The following is an 18,369-nucleotide window of genomic DNA, read 5'->3' on the forward strand; positions in this document are numbered from 1 at the left end:
TGCTGCGCGAGGCTCCCTGATCGGCCCACTTCCTCGAGCCGCTTCTGGGCTCGCCGCATCCCTGCGGCGCTTCCCCGGCGGGCAGCTATGCTCTGGATCATACGCGCTTTGAGCGCCCCGAAGGCCGGCCTGTTACCGCGCGCAATTCAGGCTTCTAAAATGGATGGAATTGGGTGGAGATTTGATCGTCGATTGCAAGACCGTAACCGTCCGATAGCTACCGCGGCTGACGCTTGAGGCGTGCGGCGAGTTTGGGATCGACGACGACGTTATCGAGGAACTGGTGCCATGATTTGGTCGTGCGGCGTGCGTCGCGGATCATGTCGGCCAGTTCTTCGACACCATGATCGGTGAGCGCGGCGATCGCGTCGTCCGGGCCGGTGTAGACGCTGATGATGTTGCCGTAGCTCAGGTTGTCATCGTTCGAGACGATAGCTTCCAGCAGCTCTGCGTCTTCCTCGAGCATGGTGGCGACATAGTCGAGGGTGCGGACGTAGGTGATTGTGCCCATCAGGCGGCGATCGCCTGGCGAGTGACGAGCGGCGACCAGTTCCAGGGGAGAAGCTCGTCGATCCTGTTGATCTTGTGGTCGTGGATGCGATCGAGCAGATCGGTGATGTAGGCTTGGGAATCGAGGCCATTCATCTTGGCGCTTTCGATGAGTGTCATGGCGCGCGCCAGCGTCTCGGCGCCGGCCCCGGAGCCGGCGAAAAGCCAATTTTTCTTGCCCAGACAGATCGGCCTGACGGCGCGTTCGGCGGCATTGTTGTCGATGGCGACGCGGCCATCGTCGAGAAAAAGGCTGAACGCGTGCCAGCGGGCGAGAGCATAGCGAAAGGCCTTGGCCAGATCCCCCTTGGCGGGAATCCGGGTGAGCTGCGTCTGGGCCCAGGCATGTAAAGCCTCGAGCCTGGGCTTGCTCAGCTCCTGTCGCACGGCACGCCGAACATCGGCGGGCTTGCCCGCGATGTCGCGCTCAACGTCGTAGAGCTGTCCGATCCGCTCGAGCGCTTCGTGAGCGATCGGAGATTTTTGTGACTTCCAGATGTCGTGGAAATCCCGTCGCCAATGGGCAAAGCAGGCGGCCTCGCGAAAGCGGGGCTCTCCATCCGTGCCGAGTTCGTAAAGCTTCGAATAGCCCTTGTAGGCGTCAGCCTGGAGAATGCCGCGCGCATGGCGAAGATGGTTCTGGACATGCTCGGCTTTCCAGTTGGGGGCATAGCGATAGACGACCCCGGGCGGCGCGGTGCCCGCCCAGGGGCGCTGATCCCTCACATATGCCCACATCCGGCCTTGCATCACCCCTTTGCCGATGCCCTTGGCGCGGCGTTCCGGCGCCAGTACGCGGATCGGTGTGTCGTCGGCGTGCAGAATGTCGCTGCCAAGGACCGTGGCCTCGATCGCGTCAATCACGGGCTGCAAGACCCGCATCGATCGGCCGCACCAGTCGGCAAGTGTGCTGCGCGGGATATCGGCGCCCATACGGTTGAGGATCTCGTTTTGCCGGTATAGCGGCAAATGATCGTCGAACTTGGAGACGAGCACGTAGGCAAGCAGACTTGCCCCGGCGATGCTGCCGGGGATCGGCCGGCTCGGGGCCGGTGCCTGAACCATCTTCTCACAGCAGCGGCAGGACTTCTTCGGGCGGGCGACCTCGATGACCTTGAGCTTTGCCGTGATCATCTCGAGGATCTCGCTCACGTCCTCGCCGACCAGGCGCAGCTCACCGCCGCAATCGGGGCAGGTGTTGCCGAAATCAAGCTCGCGGCGCTCGCGCGGCGTGTCTGCCGAGACGCGGGGTCGCCGCGATGGGCGCGGCGTGGGGTCCGTGTCGGAGGGAGCGGTCGCGAGATCAGGGTCGGGATCGTCCTGATCGCTTGCTACGGGGGCCTGCTGTGCGACGGAGACGAGCACGTCTTCGAGCGCGAGCTCAAGTTGTGCGATCTCGCGCTCGATCTTCTCGGAGGACTTGCCGAAGGCTTGCTTCTTCAGCCTGGCGATCTGCAAGCGGAGGGCCTGGACGACCAGGTCATGGGCGCGCAGCGTGGTCGTCAGCTTCGCGTTCTCGGCCTGCAACGCAGCGATCATCGCCTTGAGGAGGGCGGGATCTTCGGGAAGATCGGGGGCCGCGTTCAGCATGGCCTTTGCTACGGAGAAATGGCCTGAAAGTCCAGAAAAACCGCCACTTTCCAAAAAGAAAAGTCACCCTGCGCGTGCTGGCGGCGCGCCCCAGTCGGGGCGCCTCCAATCGATCCCTTCCCACAGCATCGCGAGCTGGGCCGAGGTCAGCCGGGCCGTTCCGTCGGCTGCCGACGGCCAGGGAAAACGGCCGCGCTCGAGAATCTTGTAATAAAGGCAAAACCCCTGGCCGTCCCAGTAAAGCAGCTTCAGCCTGTCGCCGCGCCGGCCCCGAAAGGCGAATACGGCACCGCTCGCGGCTTGCTGGCGCAGCACCGTCTGGGCCAGCAGGGCGAGGCCCGAAATCCCTTTGCGCATATCAGTGACGCCGCAGGCGAGGTACACCCTCACACCAGTTCCTGGCCCGATCATGCAGCTTCCACCGATCGGATGAGCCGGATCAGGACCGTGCTCTCAATGCCACTGTCGAAACGAAGACACCGCCCCTGTGTCAGCCCCAGCTCGACAATCGAGGGCGACGCCGCCGAGGCTTCGCGTGCGGGCGGAGAGGCGGGCCCCGCGTTCAGCATCGGCGCATCGATGTCGACCTGCAAGAATGCGCTTCCAACCGGCGCCGGTAGCCGCCCGCTCTTCCTGAACTGATGGCGCCAGGTATAAATCTGGCTCCGCGACACATCGTAGCGCCGGGCAACGCGCGCGAGCGTCTCGCCGCGCGCCTCCACCGCCGCCAGAATCTCCAGCTTCTCCGCTTCACTCCATCGCCGCCGCCGTTCCCGGCCCAGAATCTCCACCGTCCGTCCCTCGCTCTCGAACAGGACGTCCATAACGACGTCCTTATGGACGTCACTTACCCACTCACATCAATCCTCGGCAGGCGGCCTCATTCGGTCGGTTACCCTGGGAACGCGCACAGCGCCACCCCGCGAACGCCTTCGAAACCTATCTCCGCTCGCGCTGGGACGAGGGTTGTCGCAATGCCACCCAGCTTTATCGCGAGGTGTGCGGCCTCGGCTACCGTGGCGAAGCGCGCAGCTTCCGTCGCTGGATCAAGACCCGCCTGCGCGACGGCCTGTCGCCGCCTGCCGCGCAATCTATTCCGCGCCCACGCTGGAAACCGCCATCCTCGCGCCAGGCGGTCAGGCTCCTCACCACCTCCAGCGAGAAACTCTGCCAAGGCGATGCGCGGTTCGTCGATGCCGTCCGCGCCGCCTCGCCCATCATCGCGGAAGCGGCCGACCTGGCGCGGAGGTTCCACGATATGCTGGTCGGACGTGAAGCCACCGAGCTCGACACATGGCTCGCCCAGGCACTTGGCAGCGCTATCGCCTCATTCGCTCGCGGCCTCCGGCGCGACATTGATGCGGTGCGCGCTGCATTGACCTCGCCCTGGAGCACCGGACCGGTAGAAGGCAAGATCAACAAGCTCAAGCTCATCAAGCGATCCATGTATGGTCGGGCCGGCCTCGACCTGCTCCGGGCCCGAATCATCGCATGACCCCTGCACCGAAATTGCGGGAGATCCCACTTCCGGGGAAATATTAGTCGGCGTTGACAGATGCCAACAATGACCGCGATTGAGGGGTGCAACTCACTGCGCAGCAAGGTCGATTCCGGCGATATCCACGAGATGGGGACTGCGTCACCGACTCAGCTGATCTCAAGACCGTAGCTGGTCGGCAACCGCCTCGCTTCTCGTACCGGCACGCCGTGGAACCTGTCGGCGATCAATGTGGTGAGTTCATTTCTGAAGGCCTTGTCCATCTTCTCGCCGATTATGATCTGCTTTACCGATTCAATCGGATAAGTTCGACTGACCGGCTGTTTTCCCCCTTCCTGGGCACGAATCAGGAGTCTGATCTCTCGCTCATAAGCCCATTCTGCAGGTTTCGCCGCGAATGCCCGGCGCCATATCGACTTCATGAATGCGAGCGCTTCATCCGCACACCGCCGGAAGTCTTCCAATTGGCATGGCCATGCTTCCTTCTTGTCAAAATACTTCATTTCCGTCTTTGTTTCGTCGATCGCCATCAGGTGATAGTCATACTGATCTTCGGCGACGACATAGACAAAACTATCCACGAGCGGAGGTTTATCAAGATATTCGACATCGGTAAGGTAATCCTTGGGATCGTCCCCGAGGATCAAATTTTCATCAAAGGCAATGCAGAAACCGCGCATGCCATCGGCATAATGAGACCACATGAGAAGATTGTCCGGTGCCGCGCTGAAACATGCGATCCGGGTGTGGTCGAAAAGCAATTTGAAGTCAGGCTGCGCCTCGTCGAGTGACTCGAAATATTCCTGCCAATCGTCCGGAGGATCAAGGACATCTGCGTCCACAAACCCCCAAGTAGCGCATGCGGCCTTGAATCGATCCACTTCGTTCAAGGTCGGGATCCCTTGCAGTAAGCAGGACCAGAATTCGAATGGGTCGTTGAAATCCTCGAAATGGCGACAAAACAGAACGTCGTTCTGGAGGTTCTCCAGACTGTAATGGTTCGGGGGAAAATATTTGTAGATCATGCCACGGTGATCGAGAATGTCGGAGCCAACCCGCCGAGCATCACTGCTGATTGTTACCTGGACCATCACCGGCCTTGTTGTCGCGGATACGCCAGCATTTCGTCTCCGCGTTCTGTTCGACCACCCCTTCAGCTTCCATCAATGCAAGAACGGTCCGGGAAATATGGCCTTCGTGGCCGACGTGCCCTGAATATATGCCGAGCGATCTGCCGATCTGGGCGTTTTTCAAACCAGATGCCGGCGCTTCGTTCAGCAGCAGGTAGATCGCCTCCCGCAGCTTCGCCATCGCATCCTGCGCCAGTACGTAAGGATATGCCATTTTTCTGCGTTCGCCTTTCGGGTGCCTATTGTGCCTTGGGTTTGAAGCGATCGAATTCCCTGGGAAGCAGGTTCACAATGTGCGCTGCATCCAGATCGAAAAGATTCCAGGTGACATCCAGCTGCTGTCGCACCTTGGCCAGCCGTCGAGGCGTACCGGCTGTTTTGCCGCCCGCTCCTCGCTTCAGCCCGTTCTTGCCATCATCGAAATAGAGCTGACGGGCCGCTCTCTGGAATTCCATGCTGAACATGTCCTGCTGACTTGTCAGCTGCTCGCGTATTTCAGGCAGAACCGAGGGGTGGGCACACAGCAGGTGATCAGCGGCATCGCCGAGGCTTCCCAACAGGACCACCGGCATCCGGACCAGATGGCGCTGAGCCTTCTGCCAGTCTCCAGGGCTACTCGGATACCAGCGATGGATTTCCTTCGGCTTCCTGTCGCCCTCAGAATTTTTCGGGAACACAACGTCACGCAGTATGAATGTCAGCCATGCCCAGATGCCGGCCCTGGGCAGTACATGCGTCCACTCGGAACCCAGTGACTGAAGCACGCGAGCAGCCAACTCTTTCGAAGTCGCGGCAGGGGCATCGCTGATCGATTTTGTACCCGAGACGGGCAGTGCAAATTGCGGATCAACAGGATTGATGGCGCTCTCCGGCAGTTCTCCCTCAAAGATACGCTTGAAGGCGCTCAGCCCCGTCGGCGTGAATTCGTAGACGGCCGGATATTCTGTCATTCGGCATCTCCCCCCTGAGTTGCCTGAAGCAGCTGGTCTGCCAGGTTGTGACGAGAGCAGAACGAATCCAGAAGGCGTTCGATGTAGTTCTGCCTCTCGTTCTTCTCTTCGGGATCGGTCGGCGGATTGTCGCCGGGCATGATGGAATCGGCCCATCTCAGCCAGTCTTCGACCCACGGCAGATCTTCGGAATGTTCTCCCCGCAGGATCTCGTCAAAGACCTGCTTCACGACGCTGGGAAGTACTGCGCCGACAAAAACGGGATTGCTGCGGGCCCACATCGCGGCATTTGCTATACGCTTGTCCACCTTGACCAGGGGATAGTCTGATTCCCTGATCTCGAGCTTCCATGACTGGGGAGCCGTATCATCCGCGAGGAACAGCAGGATGCCTTTGCTGCTTTCTTGGTCCTTGTGGTCGTTCTTCTTCAAGGTCCAGCTGTCAGTGCTGGCGAGGAGCAGTCCCATGGCCTTCGTGCCCGGATCAGCGATTCGGAGCTGACAACTCGGCGCAACAAAGCCCTGAGACCGCAACTCCCGGCTGCTGCTCATCTTGCCAATCGTGCCGAGATCAACAATTTCGACCCGCTTGTTCTCGACGAGGCGCAAGGAAACCCGCGCATTTTGTGGAAATTGCTTGAATGCGTCGGGACTAACTAACGTCATGGTCACCAGCGGCTTGCCGCCGAGCTCGGTCAGCGAGACTCTCACCACCGATTTGCTGAGCTGGCGTCTCCCGGTGAGCCTAATCCGTCGGCGCATTGCTCTCGGTCCTTATGCGAATGTCGAGTTCACGGCGAGTGTCGAAGCCTTTGACTTCGACCATGCTGCCGGACACCCAGTCCTGAATTCGCAGACGATTGTCCGTGAAACTGGGCGTGCAGTTTTCCGAAAGGATTTCCAGATCTTCGAACCGGAAATCATACTCGCTCCATGGTGGCTTGCCTGACCCATCCGCATAGGCAACCGTGACATCCGCCAAGGCCGGAAACTTTGTGTAGTTGTCATTGGAATTGAGGCGAAAGCCATCTTCAAGTGTGTCTACCGTTACCGCACTTGCATTGGCCGGCGGCGGGTCGAAAGCAGTGGGAGGATCCGGGTTCGGATCCTTCTCGCTGGGCTTCGGCATTTTCTTCTTCGGACTGGACGGGTCCGGCACGGAAAAATAACCATCCCACACTGAAGCGTCCGGTTCTGCACTTAATTCGGTCAAGAACTCGCGAAGGTCGTCCGGAAGCGATTTTACCAGCCGCTTCACGTTTATTCCGTCAAAGCCGGCGTCGGCGAGCTTCGTTCGAACTTCCTTGGATTCAAGAAGGTCGAGATGCGCCTTGCCTTCACAGAAGTTGAGATATTGAGCCAACGGCTCCTGATCGATCAGCATGACAAGATCAATGTCGGCGGGCCGCCGGCTGCGAACATCCGGCAGACTCATCCCTTCCCGGAAGAGACGATCCAACGGCATCTTGCCATAGGGTGTCGGTGCAGCAACAATCGTCAAGCCAACTTCCGTGGTCTGGCCAGATTTGGTCATCGGGAAAGTCAGCCTAAAGACGATCGTCTCGCCGTCGGCGAGCTTCAATCGGTAGCGTTCTGCATCGGGCTGGTCCCGGTAATCGGACAGTTTTGCCTTGGCGTCCGGCAACTGGATGGCCGACTTTGAACCGGCAAGACCAGCCTCGATCATTGCCAGATAGCGGCTGGTCCCGCCCTTGATCGGCTTCGACTTGATGTGTTGCGACACACAGGGCGCAACCTTTTTGATTGAATCCTTGTCGAGGCGATCCACACCCACCTCGACGACCAAGGTACCGTTGAGAATTGCCGGAGCGAAATGATCTATCGCAGCGGCAAGAATGCCGTCCTCATCCAGTTCGGCGTGAGGGAACGGGATGACGAGGGAAAGCCCTGTCAGATTGGCATCCTGAGGGTAAGGCGAGAGACGGAATGCATCGACGAGCGATGCGTGGAAATTCGCTCCATCGTGCAGCCTGTAAATCGAGTTTTCTTCGCTTTCAGCAAGATATGCGTGGGTGGATTTGAATTCCGATCCATATTGATCGGCCTTAAGTACGGACATGCCACATGCGGCGAGGGCCATGTCGTCGAAGCGCCGGGTCAGCCCAATGACGGTGTGCATCTGTGAGGCGATCAGAAAGGTCACCCGGCCGATACCCCTGCCTCCCCGTCCAGTGCCGGTCTTGTTCGATAGACCGAAGTTGAGCCAGTACCCCCAGAAATCGCCCTTTCGATCCTTCAGATCGCCAAGCAAACCCTTGGTGTTCGAATCTTCGACCGCGATCCACGTGATCCGTTCACTGGCCCAGCCTGCTGGCACAGGCAGGTTGGCCCGTTGACGGTGTTCCATTGCCTGCCTGAGGAAGGCCCCGCGTTTTCCAAGGCGATCTTCATGGAAGGAGAAGCGGATGACGACCGGCTTTGTCATGTCCAGCCGGGCGTCAAGACTGTTCTGTATAGCCTCTCGGACGAATGTTTCCGAATAGGGATAGTCGACGCGGTCGAACATCTCGCTGTCGAGCCCTTGATTTATGGGCGTGCCTCCGACCGAAGGCCATATCCAGGACCAGCCACTCATGCTTGAACCCCCCACGCTCAGATATGAAGATGCCGCTCACGCCTAAAGCCGGAACTCACCGCCACTTCCATCGCTCTCCTTCGAAAAGCGCGCCTTGGCGCCTTCAAGCCCCTTCTGCAGGGCACCGAAGATCTTCCGGATATCAGCTTCGCTGAATTCATAGGCGGACCTGTTCGACAGGTTGCCGATCAGCTGAATGTCTTTCAGCGCCTTGTTGACCCTTGCCTCCGCAAGTTCCACGAACTTCTGACGCTTGTCGCGCATGACATCCCCACATTCACAAATATGCGTGGAATGTGTCACGAAAGGCGCTTCGCGTCAATATTCGGATTACATTTTAAAAATATTGTAAGAATGTGCAGACGGTACCGATCGAGGTGGTCGCGCCTACGCAAGCAAGTTTCTGATAATGTTCGCAATCTTACGAGCAAGGAGTGGTGGAACAGCGTTTCCGACTTGGACAAACTGCTGGGTCCGGTTTCCCTCGAAAAAGTAGTTATCGGGAAACGTCTGCAAACGTGCCGCCTCCCTGACGGTCAGACTGCGACACTGAGTCGGGTCGGGGTGAATGAAGTAGTTCCCATCCTTGGATATGTGGCTGGTGATGGTGCTGGAGGGCGCGTTCCAGCGCTGCACCCGGAAGCGATCCGAGAACTTGCCGGAGTCCCAATTGCCATGTGCAGGAGCCAGTCGAGCGGGGTATTCATCCGCCTTGGGCGAACGTTGAAAGTGATCGGCAAACACCGCGGCAAAGGCATATCGCGCGAGGTCGCTTTCCATGTGCCCACGGGTCTCGTGATTGGGGAGTTCTCGCAGGTCCGGATCGCTCAGCCAGACCCCGAGCCGGTTGTCCGGTACCGAAGTCGTCTGCCTGCTGCACCGCGGCGGAAGCTCCTCGATTTCTTGGAGATCGCGCGCGTGACCGGCCAAGGTGTCGGCAACGCGGTCCAGGCAAGTGTCCTCATTGCGGCAGGCAGAGGCGGCCGCTCGATAGGCCGCGATGACGGCCTTGCGCCAACTTTCCGGGTTGTCTTCCGTGCGGCTGAGGCCACTGCGGAGCTTCGGCATGCCCGATAGAACCGACGAAACGGTCGCCTGAGTGGCTACGGGTTCCAGCGTATGTCCGGAGAGCCTCCCGCTGTCGTCACTCGATATTTGGTCGGAGCGAATGCCCAGAAGAATCACGCGGTGGCGGCTCTGGGGTATGCCATAGTCTTCGCAGCGAATGATATGACCGCCGTGGCGCCCCTTGCCACCTGCAACCAGAGGGATGAGCGTATAGCTGTCGGGATAGCCGCCTGCTGAACACAGGTCGGACAATACCAGATCGAATATGCCTTTGCCTTCGACCTTGGAAGACAGCATCCCCTTGACATTCTCCATCACGAAGGCGACCGGCCTCAGCTTCCCGATGATCCGGATATATTCACGATAGAGGAAGTGGCGATGGTCCTCGGCGGGGTCGTATCCCTTGATGCCGCGATTACGGGCGCGACCGACAAGCGAATAGGCCTGACAGGGCGGCCCCCCGATCAGGATTGCGTCGTTTCCAGCCGTTTCGCGAATTTCGTCAAGCACGGGATCCAGTGCGGCTGTCGCCGCTTCCGTGCCCAGTTCCAGCATCATGGTTTCTCGAACCGCTGCGGCCCATTCGGCTGGATGTCGCGCGATTAGGTCGTCTTTCGAAATCCGGCCAGCAATATAGTCATAATAGGTCTGCGGGATTTTGTTGAACTGCCGAACAAAACTGCGGAGGCGCAATGTAGCGAATGCAGAGACCTCTTTTTCGACAGAAAGCACAATGTCAAAAATTCGGTGCCCCGTTTCATCTCGCAGCGAAGAAAAGCCCTCCGCCAGACCTCCCGGCCCCGCAAACAGGTCAACAGTCTTGAAACTTCTAGTCATTCGCCCGACAATTCCTTTCATGGTTCAACCACATACCAGGACCGGCGGAACTAGCCAGGGGAATTCGTGATGTCAGACATTGTCGACCAGGCGACGCGGTCCAGAATGATGGCGAGGATCCGAGGGCGAGACACGAAGCCCGAACTCGCGATGCGAAAGGCGCTGCATGCAAGAGGCCTGAGATACCGGCTCCACTACAAGGGATTGCCGGGCAGGCCCGATCTGGTTTTTCCGAAATTTCAGGCAGTCGTATTCGTCCATGGATGTTTCTGGCATCGCCACGAAGGCTGCCGCTTCACAACCACGCCCGCCACTCGGCCGGAATTCTGGGCGCAGAAATTCGAACAGAATGTACTCAGGGACCATCGGGCGATCGCAAATCTCGAACAGTCCGGATGGCGAACCGCGATCGTGTGGGAGTGCGCTATCAAGGAATATGGCGGCGAACAGATCAGTGACAGGATCAGCCAATGGTTGGCCGAGGACCACGGGTCATTGGTTGTTCCTGACTCACACCCCGAGCCAAAGGCGCGGCCATAGACGGAAAAATTCGAACACTTTCGGAGCAATCGAACAAGCGGACGCTGCTTCGCTTCGAATGACGACCGTTATCGTCGTTAATTCGGCCGTTTACGGTAAGGAGCCAGTCAATCGAATGCGACCGTAAGTCCAAATAGCGCGGATAATCAGCATGAATGGCGGCTAGACCATTTTCGAAGTGACCCAGTCCCATTCGATCCCGATCGGCTGGGACCAACAGCGGCAAAAGCTCGGCTTTTTGCCCCACCGCTAATTACCGCATTCGTGGTGCGTTCCCGCTCTCCCGGCACCTCCAATACCGCACCACGCAATGGCGCCGCTGAGAAAAGGCGCCAAAAATCGTGGAAAGCGCTTTGTATCCCCGGTTCCCTCTATGACGAGAGTGACCCGAAAATTTGGCATTCCCGGGCAGAAGCGCCGGATTATCACGCAATTTCAATGAGTTAAATGTAGATGGCGGAGCGGGAGTCCGCCTAACTACCTGCCGAATGCGTCCAGATTCATCCTCATAAACTACATAAAACCTACGCTTTTCGGTCAATGTAGCACACCGACCGTCCGCATGTGTTCCGTTGCGTTCCCATAAAACCGCGCTATTATCGGGGAACGGTTATGGGAACGGCCGCTATTTCCGCCAATGTGGCAGGGCGCTGGCAGGTTCGATTCCCTCACAGGGAGCCGAAATGCCAAGGAAGCTGCACAACGCGCTAACCCCTCTTGCGGTGAAGAATGCCAAGCCGGGACGCCATGCCGATGGTGGCGGGCTTCATTTGCTGGTGAAGCCGACCGGCGCGCGCTCATGGGTCTATCGCTTCATGCTCAATGGCAAGACGCGGGACGTTGGATTAGGCGCGGCTGGGCAAGGCGGCATGTCACTTGCCGATGCGCGCGACGAAGCGGCGGCGCTGCGTCTCAAGGTCAAGGCGGGCATTGATCCGCTGGAGGAACGGGACAGGGAAGCCGCTCAGGCGCTTGCGGCGGCTCAGGCTGCAAAGGTGGCCGGAACCACGTTCAAGGACGTGGCAACCGCCTATATCGCCGCGAATGAGGAAAGCTGGCGCAACCCCAAGCATCGCCAGCAATGGCGCAATACGCTCGACACCTATGTCTATCCGGTGATCGGGGATTTGCCGGTTGCCGAGATTGAAACCGCGCATGTGCTCAAGATCATCGAACCGATCTGGCGCACCAAAGCTGAGACGGCGGCGCGGATTCGCGGGCGGATTGAAACCGTGCTCGATAGCGCAAAGGCACGCGGTTATCGGCATGGCGAGAACCCGGCGCGCTGGCGCGGCCACCTTGCGCAAATTCTGCCCGCTCGCACCCGGCTATCGCGCGGCCATCATAAGGCCATTGCCTATGAGCAAATCCCGGCATTCGTCCGCGCGCTGCACAAGCGGGAGGCCGTGGCGGCGCTGGCGCTGGAATTTACGATCCTCACCGCTGCCCGCTCTGGCGAAGTGATCGGCGCGACTTGGGCAGAGGTTGATTTGCAAAAGGCCATCTGGACGATCCCAGCCGACCGCATGAAGGCCGCGAAAGAGCATCGCGTGCCTCTTTCCCCGCGCGCTGTTTCCATCCTCGAAAGCCTCCAGCCGCTTGGCAGCGAATATCTGTTCCCCGGTGCAAAGGGCGGCAAGCTTTCCGGCATGGCAATGGGAATGCTCATGCGCCGCATGAAGGTTGACGCGACCGTGCACGGCTTCCGTTCGGGCTTCCGCGATTGGGCAGCCGAATGCACCGGCTATGCCCATGAGGTTGCCGAAATGGCGCTGGCCCACACCATCGAGAACAAGGTTGAGCGGGCCTATCGGCGCGGCGATCTGTTCGAAAAGCGGCGGCGCCTCATGGACGATTGGGCCACATATTGCGCCACGATCCCGGCGGCTGGTGCCAACGTGACGCCCATTCGCAAGGCTGAGGGCTTAGCGTAAGCCATGGGAATTAGATGTTGGGTAAATCGAAAACCACGTCGCGGCCAAACGCAACTCCGCAAGCCTCGCAAGCAGCTTTCACTATTCGATGCTTTTCCCGATTCGCGATATTCGTGCCGACAAACCAGCCAGGAATTAACTCGACAACTGTGTGAGTTAAGTCAGGACGATCCGGATAGACCTCTGCGGGTGAACGGGCGATATGGTTTCGCGTTCTGCCTTTGGCTGCCGTGGCGATTTGCTCCGTTCGGTCTGGAAACGCCCTCACTAACCGCCTCAGTAATTCGAGGAACATCGCCGTTGCGTCGCGGCCTGTTACTGCCTCGCCGCGAAAGGACCCGGAGAGCTTTCGGGACGCCTCACCCCTAGGTCGCGGCGGTTCCCGAGGCGGCTGTGGAAGCGTGGATGTAGCTGGTTGCTGTAATGGAGGCTTCGCAGAGAGAGATTGCCTTTCGGGTGGCGCGCTGGCCGTTGCCTGCCTTTGCAATATGAAATTCTCGGCGGCCTCTAGGGGTGGCCGAATGCCGCAGAGAGCCTCAGTTCTTTCGACAAGCAACTCGATAAGCAGCGGGTCCGGTTCAGTCACAATCTCCGACCATGCGCGCGCCAACGTGTCAGACGCCATGCGCTCATTCGCCCGGCTGGCGTAGTCCTGTTGCGCATCGGATTGGGCCGCGCCACTGCGCTGACGCTCATACGAAAGATAACGTGAGAAGATGCGCTCGCATTCGCCTGGGGACCGTTCCAACAAGTCCAGCTTGTAGAGTCGCCGATCTTCATAGCTTCCTTGCGCCGATGGAAGATAAAAACTCCAAGTCCGTCCATCAGTGAGGACCGCGAATGGCACTCCTTCATGGAAGGCATATTCAAATAGCTGCCGGTCGGCGGCCTCGACTTTCCCAATAGCTTTGGCCTCAATGAAAACACTCGGACGGGCAGGATAGGCGCACAGTGCATAATCAACGCGCCGCCCTTGCGAACTAAACTCTGGCAAGACCGTAAGAGGATCGGTCGTGTCCCAACCTAGGCCGTGGACTCATAAGCGTTGATCCAGAGGCGTGCTGAGAAGAGCTTGATGGCGGCGAGGAAGTTGTCGGCTCGCTTGTCGTATCGGGTGGCCAAGCCTCTGGCGTGTTTGAGTTTTCCGAAGAAGCGTTCGATCAGGTTGCGATATCGGTAGAGGAAGGTGCTGAACACAAAGCCCTGCCTGCGATTGCGCTTGGCGGGAATGTTGGCGAAGCCGCCTTGTGCTGTGATCCGCGCGCGGATGGCGTCGCTGTCATAGGCCTTGTCGGCGAGGAAGGTGCTGCCTTCCGGCACGGCGCCGAGCAGCGGATCAGCTTGTTTGCAATCGCTCGCCTGTCCTTCGGACAAGTGCAGCTGGATCGGCAGGCCTCGTCCATCAACCAGTGCGTGGATCTTGGTCGTCAAACCGCCGCGGGAACGTCCCATGCAGCGATTTGGGTCCCCCTTTTTAAGGTCGCACCGTGCTGGTGGACCCGGATGGAGGAACTGTCGATCATCACCAACTCGCCGTCGAAGGCATGGGAAACTGCCGTCAGCAGCCGATCCCACACACCGGCTTTGCGCCAGCGCACGAAGCGATTGTAGCAGGTGGTGTGTGGACCATAGCGTTCCGGAATATCCGCCCAGGGGCTGCCTGTGCGGAACCGCCACAATATCCCGTTGATCACCCGGCGATCATCCACACGTGGCACGCCCCGCGGCTTGTTCGGAAGCAGCGGCTCGATCACAGACCATTCGAAATCTGTCAGCTCAAAACGGCGACGCATCTCCAAGACTCCTTTCCCGAGCCTTGAATCAATCACTGCCGCCTCGCGCAACTCAGTTTATGAGTTTACCGCCTAGTCTTGCAAGAACCGGTTCGATGATCCCGATGCGGATAGCCGCTTCATTGATGTAGGAGCCACTTTCGAGCCGACTGGCAATCTTTTGAAGAAGGTCAATCATTCCTCGCCCCCAAAACCATAAAGGACGGTAGGGGTTTAGGTCAGACTAGGCAACGGGCTGTATAGGACGCATCCGGGTCAGGTTGAATATTCTTGTTTCGTTCTTATCCTCGCTCGGGGATAGGCCGGCCAGCCGACAAGCGCGCATCCCACGCGCTTCCCCGCCTCGATTTGGGAGCCGCTAGGGAGGCGGAATGAATAAGGTAACGAGCGAAGGATGGCCGGAGCCGACCGAATGGGCGAAACGTCTCCATGATCGGCTGGAACAGCTTGGAGCCGACTACATGGCAACGCCATGGGCTGTTGCCGACGATCCCGACGAATTTAGCGGCTTGAACTTCAAACAGGCACGGGCTGCCGAGATCGTTCTAGCGGTAGCAAAGTCGCTAGACGAACTGCCGCTATTCAAAAAATCGAAGGGCAGAGCGGCATTGCACGATGTGGCAGGGGCATTGCGCGATGTTGTCATGGGCGGAACGCCTCGACTGTTTACGCCTGTTCGGCCCGGAACGCGCGGCGGCGACGGCATCGACCGAAATTATCTCAAGGTCTTTGTCGTTTGGGCTGTCCGCTTCATGGTTGAAGCCCATGGCTGGACTGAGGCGAAGGCGCGCAAACTGGTCACTGAAAAGTTTGCCGAGGCGGGCGCGACCGGGAGGAAGGGCAATCGACTTAGCCAGTCAACGGTGCAGGACTGGTGCGAGAAGGCTAATCCCCTGTCGTCAAACCGGGAAGATGCTCGCATACATCGGGAAGTGGAGCGGCACATGGAAGAATTGAGGGCTGATCCGCAATGGCCCGGCAATCTTGATGATTCGATTGCTTGGATCGAGCGGATGGCGTCCGATCCGTTGCTTGCATCGAAATACGGTTAACCCCCATTTTACCGGGCATTAGTCCGCGCATTTTCGGCCTTGTTCAACCGCGAACGAGGTCTTTCAATGCAAACCGAAAAGCACGATCCCCCGAAAATCGCCTATTCCATCAAGGAAGCCTGCAAGGCGTCCAGCTTGGGGCGCACCACCATTTATTCGCACATTGCGGCGGGGCGCTTGCTCGCACGTCGCATCGGCGGGCGCACCGTCATTCCGGCAGAAAGCCTGCAAGGGCTTATCGCGGGGGAGGCATGAGCCATGCCCCAGAAAAGCGGGCTCTTCCTCGTGAACGGGGGATGAGGGAAATTGGGTTAGACTTGTCATAGGAAGGACAAGTCTGATGAAGAAGAAGGCTGATCAGGGAATCGACGGCATATTAGGGCTGTCGGATGTTGAGATTGTCCGTGTCGAGCGGCGACGCGACATTCGTGTGTGGGCGCGGCCAACGAAGCGGCCTGTTTGCCTTTATTGCGGCCACGGGGGGCTGCGGATCAAGGCGACTTATGAGCGCGAGCTCAAGCACACGCGTCAAGGCAACCAGATCCTGATCGTGCACCTTGCGGTGCCCAAATATCATTGTGCCGGTTGCGGCCGCTATTTCCGTCATCGCTTTTCGGGCATCCGTCCGCGCTATCGCGCGACGGAGACGTACCGTCTTGAGGTCTTCGACGGTCACCACGGAGGCATCAGCCAAAGCCAGTTGACGAGCACCCATGCGATCGGCAGTGCAACCATCGAGCGCTGGTATCATCATTTCATCGAACAGCGCGTCTCGGAGCTGTCCGGTCGGCCCTGCCCGCAGGTCCTGGGGATCGACGAGCATTTTTTCTCGCGCAAGAGAGGCTATGCGACGACATTTGTCGATCTGAAGAATCACAAGGTCCACGATGTCGTCCCGGGACGCTCGGAAGACAGTTTACGAAGCTATTTGCGAAGGTTGCCAGGGCGCGACAAGGTCAAGGTCATCGTGATGGACCTGTCGGAAACCTATCGCGCAATCGCCCGCAAATATTTTCCGAACGCGAAGATCGTCGCCGATCGCTTCCATGTCATTCGGCTGCTCAACCAGCATTTCCTCGAAGGATGGAAGCGCTTCGATCCCGAGGGCCGAAAGAATCGCGGGCTGCTCAGTTTGATGCGGCGCCATCGATGGAAGCTAAGCGAAGAACAGCGCAAAAGGCTGGCCGTCTACCTGAAAGCCAATCCGGTGCTCGAAGCCCTCTACACTGCCAAGCAGGACATGGCCCTCCTGCTGACGCAAAAATCCCTCAATGCCAAAAAGGCCAGCCAGCTTATCCCCGACCTGCTCAGGCTGATCGATCAGTTCGCCGCCAGCCCCCTCAAGTCCCTCGCCGATACCCTGACCAGCTGGCTCGAGCCCGTCGCCCGCATGTGGCGCTTTTCCAGGAACAATGGAATCACCGAGGGCTTTCACACAAAGATGGAGATGATCTCGCGCCGCGCGTTCGGCTTCCGCAACTTTCACAACTACCGCTTGCGCGTGCTCGCTCTTTGCGGTTGGAATGGCGTCATCAATCGGGTCTGATCCACCCTCATCCCCCGTTCACGGGGAAGAGCCAAAAATATCAATTAAATCAATAGCCGGTGGCGGAGCGGGAGGGATTCGAACCCTCGATACGGTTTTGCCGTATACTCACTTTCCAGGCGAGCGCCTTCGACCACTCGGCCACCGCTCCGCATGCACTGGATGAAGGCGGGCCCTAGTCGGTTGCTAGGGCTTTCGCAAGCCGATTGGGCATGGCAGACAGAGCCGATGAAACAATTGCTCGCTGCCGCCGCCACAGCCTTCGCCCTTTATTCTGCTGCACACGCGCAGGTCGCCAGACCTCCGCTCTCGCCGGGGCAGATCGTCGATGCGGCCAAGGCTGAGGAATGGACCGCGATCGCAGCTTCCGACCTGCTGGTCATGGACCTTGCGAGAGATGCGGCGGGCAGCGTACGGCGCGTCGTCATCCAGCTGATGCCGGCGCCGTTCAGCCAGGGCTGGATCGGCAATATCCGAAAGCTCGCCGCCGCGCGTTGGTGGGACGGAACCAGCGTCTACCGGGTCCAGGACAATTATGTGGCCCAATGGGGCGATGCCGATGGCGACGAGCCGGCGAAAGCCAAGCCGCTGCCGGAAGGGCTGGCGGCGGTGCCGGAGAGCGAATATGCGACCACGGCCGAGTTGATTGCCGAGGCCGTATCGACCGATGGTTCCGCCGATATAATCGCAATGGAAGCCGAGCTTGCAGGCGAGCGGGACCGGTTGGGAGAGATTGCGATTGGGGCGACGCGCACAACAGTCGCGCCGCAGGGCTGGCATGAGCGCGACCCCTACGCACCGTGGGTCGAGATCCACGAGGGATGGCCGCTTGCCGGGGGACCAGAAGATGAGGCTGGCTCGCCCATGTGGCCCGTCCACTGCTATGCAATGGTTGGAGTGGCGCGCGATATGTCGCCCAACACGGGGAGCGGCGCCGAGCTCTACGCCGTCATCGGCCATGCCCCGCGGCACCTTGACCGGAACATCGCGCTCGTGGGCCGCGTGATCAGTGGGATCGAGCATCTGTCAAGCTTGCCGCGCGGGTCCGGGCCGCTCGGGGTCTACAATGACCCCGCGCAGCGGGTCCGGATCATCTCGGTCCGCCTCGCAAGCGATCTGGCAGAGGCCGATCGGCCGCATTTCGAATATCTTTCGAGCGAGAGCGAGAGTTTTGCCCGCTATGCAGCGGCGCGTGCCGATCGGCGTGACCCCTTTTTCATAAGTCCCGCGGGCGGGGTGGATATCTGCAATCTTCCGGTGCCGATCCGGCCCGTGGCGGCGAAATAG

20 protein-coding genes and 1 tRNA gene are annotated in these 18,369 nt (G+C 59.3%); 7 read left to right on the plus strand and 14 right to left on the minus strand.

Annotated features, from left to right (window positions below):
• Positions 1–217: 217 nt before the first annotated feature.
• From LH20_RS06545 to tnpA, 4 genes are all read right to left on the minus strand, one after another.
• On the minus strand, positions 218–511 hold the full coding sequence (locus tag LH20_RS06545) for a hypothetical protein (protein ID WP_053553521.1): 294 nt from the start codon (positions 509–511) through the stop codon (positions 218–220).
• Positions 511–2,139: an IS66 family transposase gene (gene tnpC / locus LH20_RS06550; protein ID WP_053553522.1), complete on the minus strand. Its 1,629-nt coding sequence runs from the start codon at positions 2,137–2,139 to the stop codon at positions 511–513. The genes LH20_RS06545 and tnpC overlap by 1 nt, the downstream gene beginning before the upstream one ends.
• Positions 2,140–2,202: 63 nt before the next feature.
• Positions 2,203–2,550: an IS66 family insertion sequence element accessory protein TnpB gene (tnpB, locus tag LH20_RS06555; protein ID WP_053553103.1), complete on the minus strand. Its 348-nt coding sequence runs from the start codon at positions 2,548–2,550 to the stop codon at positions 2,203–2,205.
• Positions 2,547–2,963, minus strand: coding sequence for an IS66-like element accessory protein TnpA (tnpA, locus tag LH20_RS06560; protein WP_053553102.1), 417 nt, complete (start codon positions 2,961–2,963; stop codon positions 2,547–2,549). The genes tnpB and tnpA overlap by 4 nt, the downstream gene beginning before the upstream one ends.
• Before the next feature lie 173 nt (positions 2,964–3,136).
• On the opposite strand from tnpA, the gene LH20_RS06565 reads away from it, so the two are divergent.
• On the plus strand, positions 3,137–3,634 hold the full coding sequence (locus tag LH20_RS06565) for a transposase (RefSeq protein WP_053553523.1): 498 nt from the start codon (positions 3,137–3,139) through the stop codon (positions 3,632–3,634).
• Positions 3,635–3,786: 152 nt separating this feature from the next.
• Here LH20_RS06565 and LH20_RS06570 read toward each other — a convergent pair whose 3' ends face one another.
• The 7 genes from LH20_RS06570 to LH20_RS06600 form a co-directional block, all read right to left on the minus strand.
• Complete coding sequence (locus LH20_RS06570; protein ID WP_053553524.1) at positions 3,787–4,662, minus strand: DUF2971 domain-containing protein; 876 nt, start codon at positions 4,660–4,662, stop codon at positions 3,787–3,789.
• A gap of 40 nt (positions 4,663–4,702) precedes the next feature.
• Positions 4,703–4,981, minus strand: coding sequence for a hypothetical protein (locus LH20_RS06575; RefSeq protein ID WP_053553525.1), 279 nt, complete (start codon positions 4,979–4,981; stop codon positions 4,703–4,705).
• A 25-nt stretch (positions 4,982–5,006) separates the two neighbouring features.
• Positions 5,007–5,717, minus strand: a complete 711-nt coding sequence (locus LH20_RS06580; RefSeq protein WP_053553526.1) for a hypothetical protein — start codon at positions 5,715–5,717, stop codon at positions 5,007–5,009.
• Positions 5,714–6,478: a hypothetical protein gene (locus LH20_RS06585; RefSeq protein ID WP_053553527.1), complete on the minus strand. Its 765-nt coding sequence runs from the start codon at positions 6,476–6,478 to the stop codon at positions 5,714–5,716. The genes LH20_RS06580 and LH20_RS06585 overlap by 4 nt, the downstream gene beginning before the upstream one ends.
• Positions 6,462–8,243 carry a hypothetical protein gene (locus tag LH20_RS06590; protein ID WP_053553528.1) on the minus strand — a complete coding sequence of 594 codons (1,782 nt, stop codon included), beginning with the start codon at positions 8,241–8,243 and terminating at the stop codon, positions 6,462–6,464. The genes LH20_RS06585 and LH20_RS06590 overlap by 17 nt, the downstream gene beginning before the upstream one ends.
• A 111-nt stretch (positions 8,244–8,354) precedes the next feature.
• Positions 8,355–8,576, minus strand: a complete 222-nt coding sequence (locus LH20_RS06595; protein ID WP_053553529.1) for a hypothetical protein — start codon at positions 8,574–8,576, stop codon at positions 8,355–8,357.
• 123 nt (positions 8,577–8,699) lie between these two features.
• Entirely contained in the window at positions 8,700–10,217 is a 1,518-nt protein-coding gene (locus LH20_RS06600; RefSeq protein WP_053553530.1) for a DNA cytosine methyltransferase, read from the minus strand.
• 108 nt (positions 10,218–10,325) lie between these two features.
• On the opposite strand from LH20_RS06600, the gene LH20_RS06605 reads away from it, so the two are divergent.
• A complete protein-coding gene (locus tag LH20_RS06605) occupies positions 10,326–10,757 on the plus strand; it encodes a very short patch repair endonuclease (protein WP_235527194.1) in 432 nt (143 codons plus the stop codon).
• A gap of 683 nt (positions 10,758–11,440) precedes the next feature.
• Positions 11,441–12,691, plus strand: coding sequence for a tyrosine-type recombinase/integrase (locus tag LH20_RS06610; RefSeq protein WP_053553532.1), 1,251 nt, complete (start codon positions 11,441–11,443; stop codon positions 12,689–12,691).
• A 1,023-nt stretch (positions 12,692–13,714) separates the two neighbouring features.
• On the opposite strand, the gene LH20_RS22840 is transcribed toward LH20_RS06610, so the two are convergent.
• Both LH20_RS22840 and LH20_RS24175 read right to left on the minus strand, forming a co-directional pair.
• Positions 13,715–14,484 (minus strand): IS5 family transposase gene (locus LH20_RS22840; RefSeq protein ID WP_144423492.1). Its coding sequence is split into 2 segments (ribosomal slippage): positions 13,715–14,169 and positions 14,169–14,484, totalling 771 coding nucleotides; the frame shifts between segments, so codons are not numbered across the junction.
• A gap of 52 nt (positions 14,485–14,536) precedes the next feature.
• Positions 14,537–14,662, minus strand: a complete 126-nt coding sequence (locus LH20_RS24175) for a hypothetical protein (protein ID WP_268796099.1) — start codon at positions 14,660–14,662, stop codon at positions 14,537–14,539.
• A 193-nt stretch (positions 14,663–14,855) separates the two neighbouring features.
• Between LH20_RS24175 and LH20_RS06625 the strand changes: the two genes are divergently transcribed.
• From LH20_RS06625 to LH20_RS06635, 3 genes are all read left to right on the plus strand, one after another.
• Positions 14,856–15,536 carry a hypothetical protein gene (locus tag LH20_RS06625; protein ID WP_053553533.1) on the plus strand — a complete coding sequence of 227 codons (681 nt, stop codon included), beginning with the start codon at positions 14,856–14,858 and terminating at the stop codon, positions 15,534–15,536.
• Between the two features lie 39 nt (positions 15,537–15,575).
• Entirely contained in the window at positions 15,576–15,791 is a 216-nt protein-coding gene (locus LH20_RS06630; protein WP_200905441.1) for a helix-turn-helix domain-containing protein, read from the plus strand.
• Positions 15,792–15,876: 85 nt separating this feature from the next.
• The gene (locus LH20_RS06635) at positions 15,877–17,082 is read left to right on the plus strand and encodes an ISL3 family transposase (RefSeq protein ID WP_083455333.1); all 1,206 of its coding nucleotides are present in this window, start codon (positions 15,877–15,879) and stop codon (positions 17,080–17,082) included.
• Positions 17,083–17,142: 60 nt separating this feature from the next.
• On the opposite strand, the gene LH20_RS06640 is transcribed toward LH20_RS06635, so the two are convergent.
• Positions 17,143–17,233 (minus strand) — tRNA-Ser (locus tag LH20_RS06640).
• A gap of 77 nt (positions 17,234–17,310) precedes the next feature.
• Here LH20_RS06640 and LH20_RS06645 point away from each other — a divergent pair.
• On the plus strand, positions 17,311–18,369 hold the full coding sequence (locus tag LH20_RS06645; protein WP_053553535.1) for a peptidylprolyl isomerase: 1,059 nt from the start codon (positions 17,311–17,313) through the stop codon (positions 18,367–18,369).

Origin of the sequence: Sphingopyxis sp. 113P3 (assembly GCF_001278035.1) — a bacterium.
In the GTDB taxonomy this organism is placed as follows: domain Bacteria; phylum Pseudomonadota; class Alphaproteobacteria; order Sphingomonadales; family Sphingomonadaceae; genus Sphingopyxis.

Bases quoted from the DNA above. Each gene is read 5' to 3' on its own strand.
- LH20_RS06610 (WP_053553532.1), top strand. From the start codon at position 11,441: ATGCCAAGGAAGCTGCACAACGCGCTAACCCCTCTTGCGGTGAAGAAT.
- LH20_RS06545 (WP_053553521.1), bottom strand. From the start codon at position 511: ATGGGCACAATCACCTACGTCCGCACCCTCGACTATGTCGCCACCATG.
- LH20_RS06605 (WP_235527194.1), top strand. From the start codon at position 10,326: ATGGCGAGGATCCGAGGGCGAGACACGAAGCCCGAACTCGCGATGCGA.
- tnpA (WP_053553102.1), bottom strand. From the start codon at position 2,963: ATGGACGTCCTGTTCGAGAGCGAGGGACGGACGGTGGAGATTCTGGGC.
- LH20_RS06635 (WP_083455333.1), top strand. From the start codon at position 15,877: ATGAAGAAGAAGGCTGATCAGGGAATCGACGGCATATTAGGGCTGTCG.
- LH20_RS06590 (WP_053553528.1), bottom strand. From the start codon at position 8,243: ATGTTCGACCGCGTCGACTATCCCTATTCGGAAACATTCGTCCGAGAG.
- LH20_RS06585 (WP_053553527.1), bottom strand. From the start codon at position 6,478: ATGCGCCGACGGATTAGGCTCACCGGGAGACGCCAGCTCAGCAAATCG.
- LH20_RS06625 (WP_053553533.1), top strand. From the start codon at position 14,856: ATGAATAAGGTAACGAGCGAAGGATGGCCGGAGCCGACCGAATGGGCG.
- LH20_RS06595 (WP_053553529.1), bottom strand. From the start codon at position 8,576: ATGCGCGACAAGCGTCAGAAGTTCGTGGAACTTGCGGAGGCAAGGGTC.
- LH20_RS24175 (WP_268796099.1), bottom strand. From the start codon at position 14,662: ATGATTGACCTTCTTCAAAAGATTGCCAGTCGGCTCGAAAGTGGCTCC.
- tnpB (WP_053553103.1), bottom strand. From the start codon at position 2,550: ATGATCGGGCCAGGAACTGGTGTGAGGGTGTACCTCGCCTGCGGCGTC.
- LH20_RS06570 (WP_053553524.1), bottom strand. From the start codon at position 4,662: ATGATCTACAAATATTTTCCCCCGAACCATTACAGTCTGGAGAACCTC.
- tnpC (WP_053553522.1), bottom strand. From the start codon at position 2,139: ATGCTGAACGCGGCCCCCGATCTTCCCGAAGATCCCGCCCTCCTCAAG.
- LH20_RS06600 (WP_053553530.1), bottom strand. From the start codon at position 10,217: ATGACTAGAAGTTTCAAGACTGTTGACCTGTTTGCGGGGCCGGGAGGT.
- LH20_RS06580 (WP_053553526.1), bottom strand. From the start codon at position 5,717: ATGACAGAATATCCGGCCGTCTACGAATTCACGCCGACGGGGCTGAGC.
- LH20_RS06645 (WP_053553535.1), top strand. From the start codon at position 17,311: ATGAAACAATTGCTCGCTGCCGCCGCCACAGCCTTCGCCCTTTATTCT.
- LH20_RS06575 (WP_053553525.1), bottom strand. From the start codon at position 4,981: ATGGCATATCCTTACGTACTGGCGCAGGATGCGATGGCGAAGCTGCGG.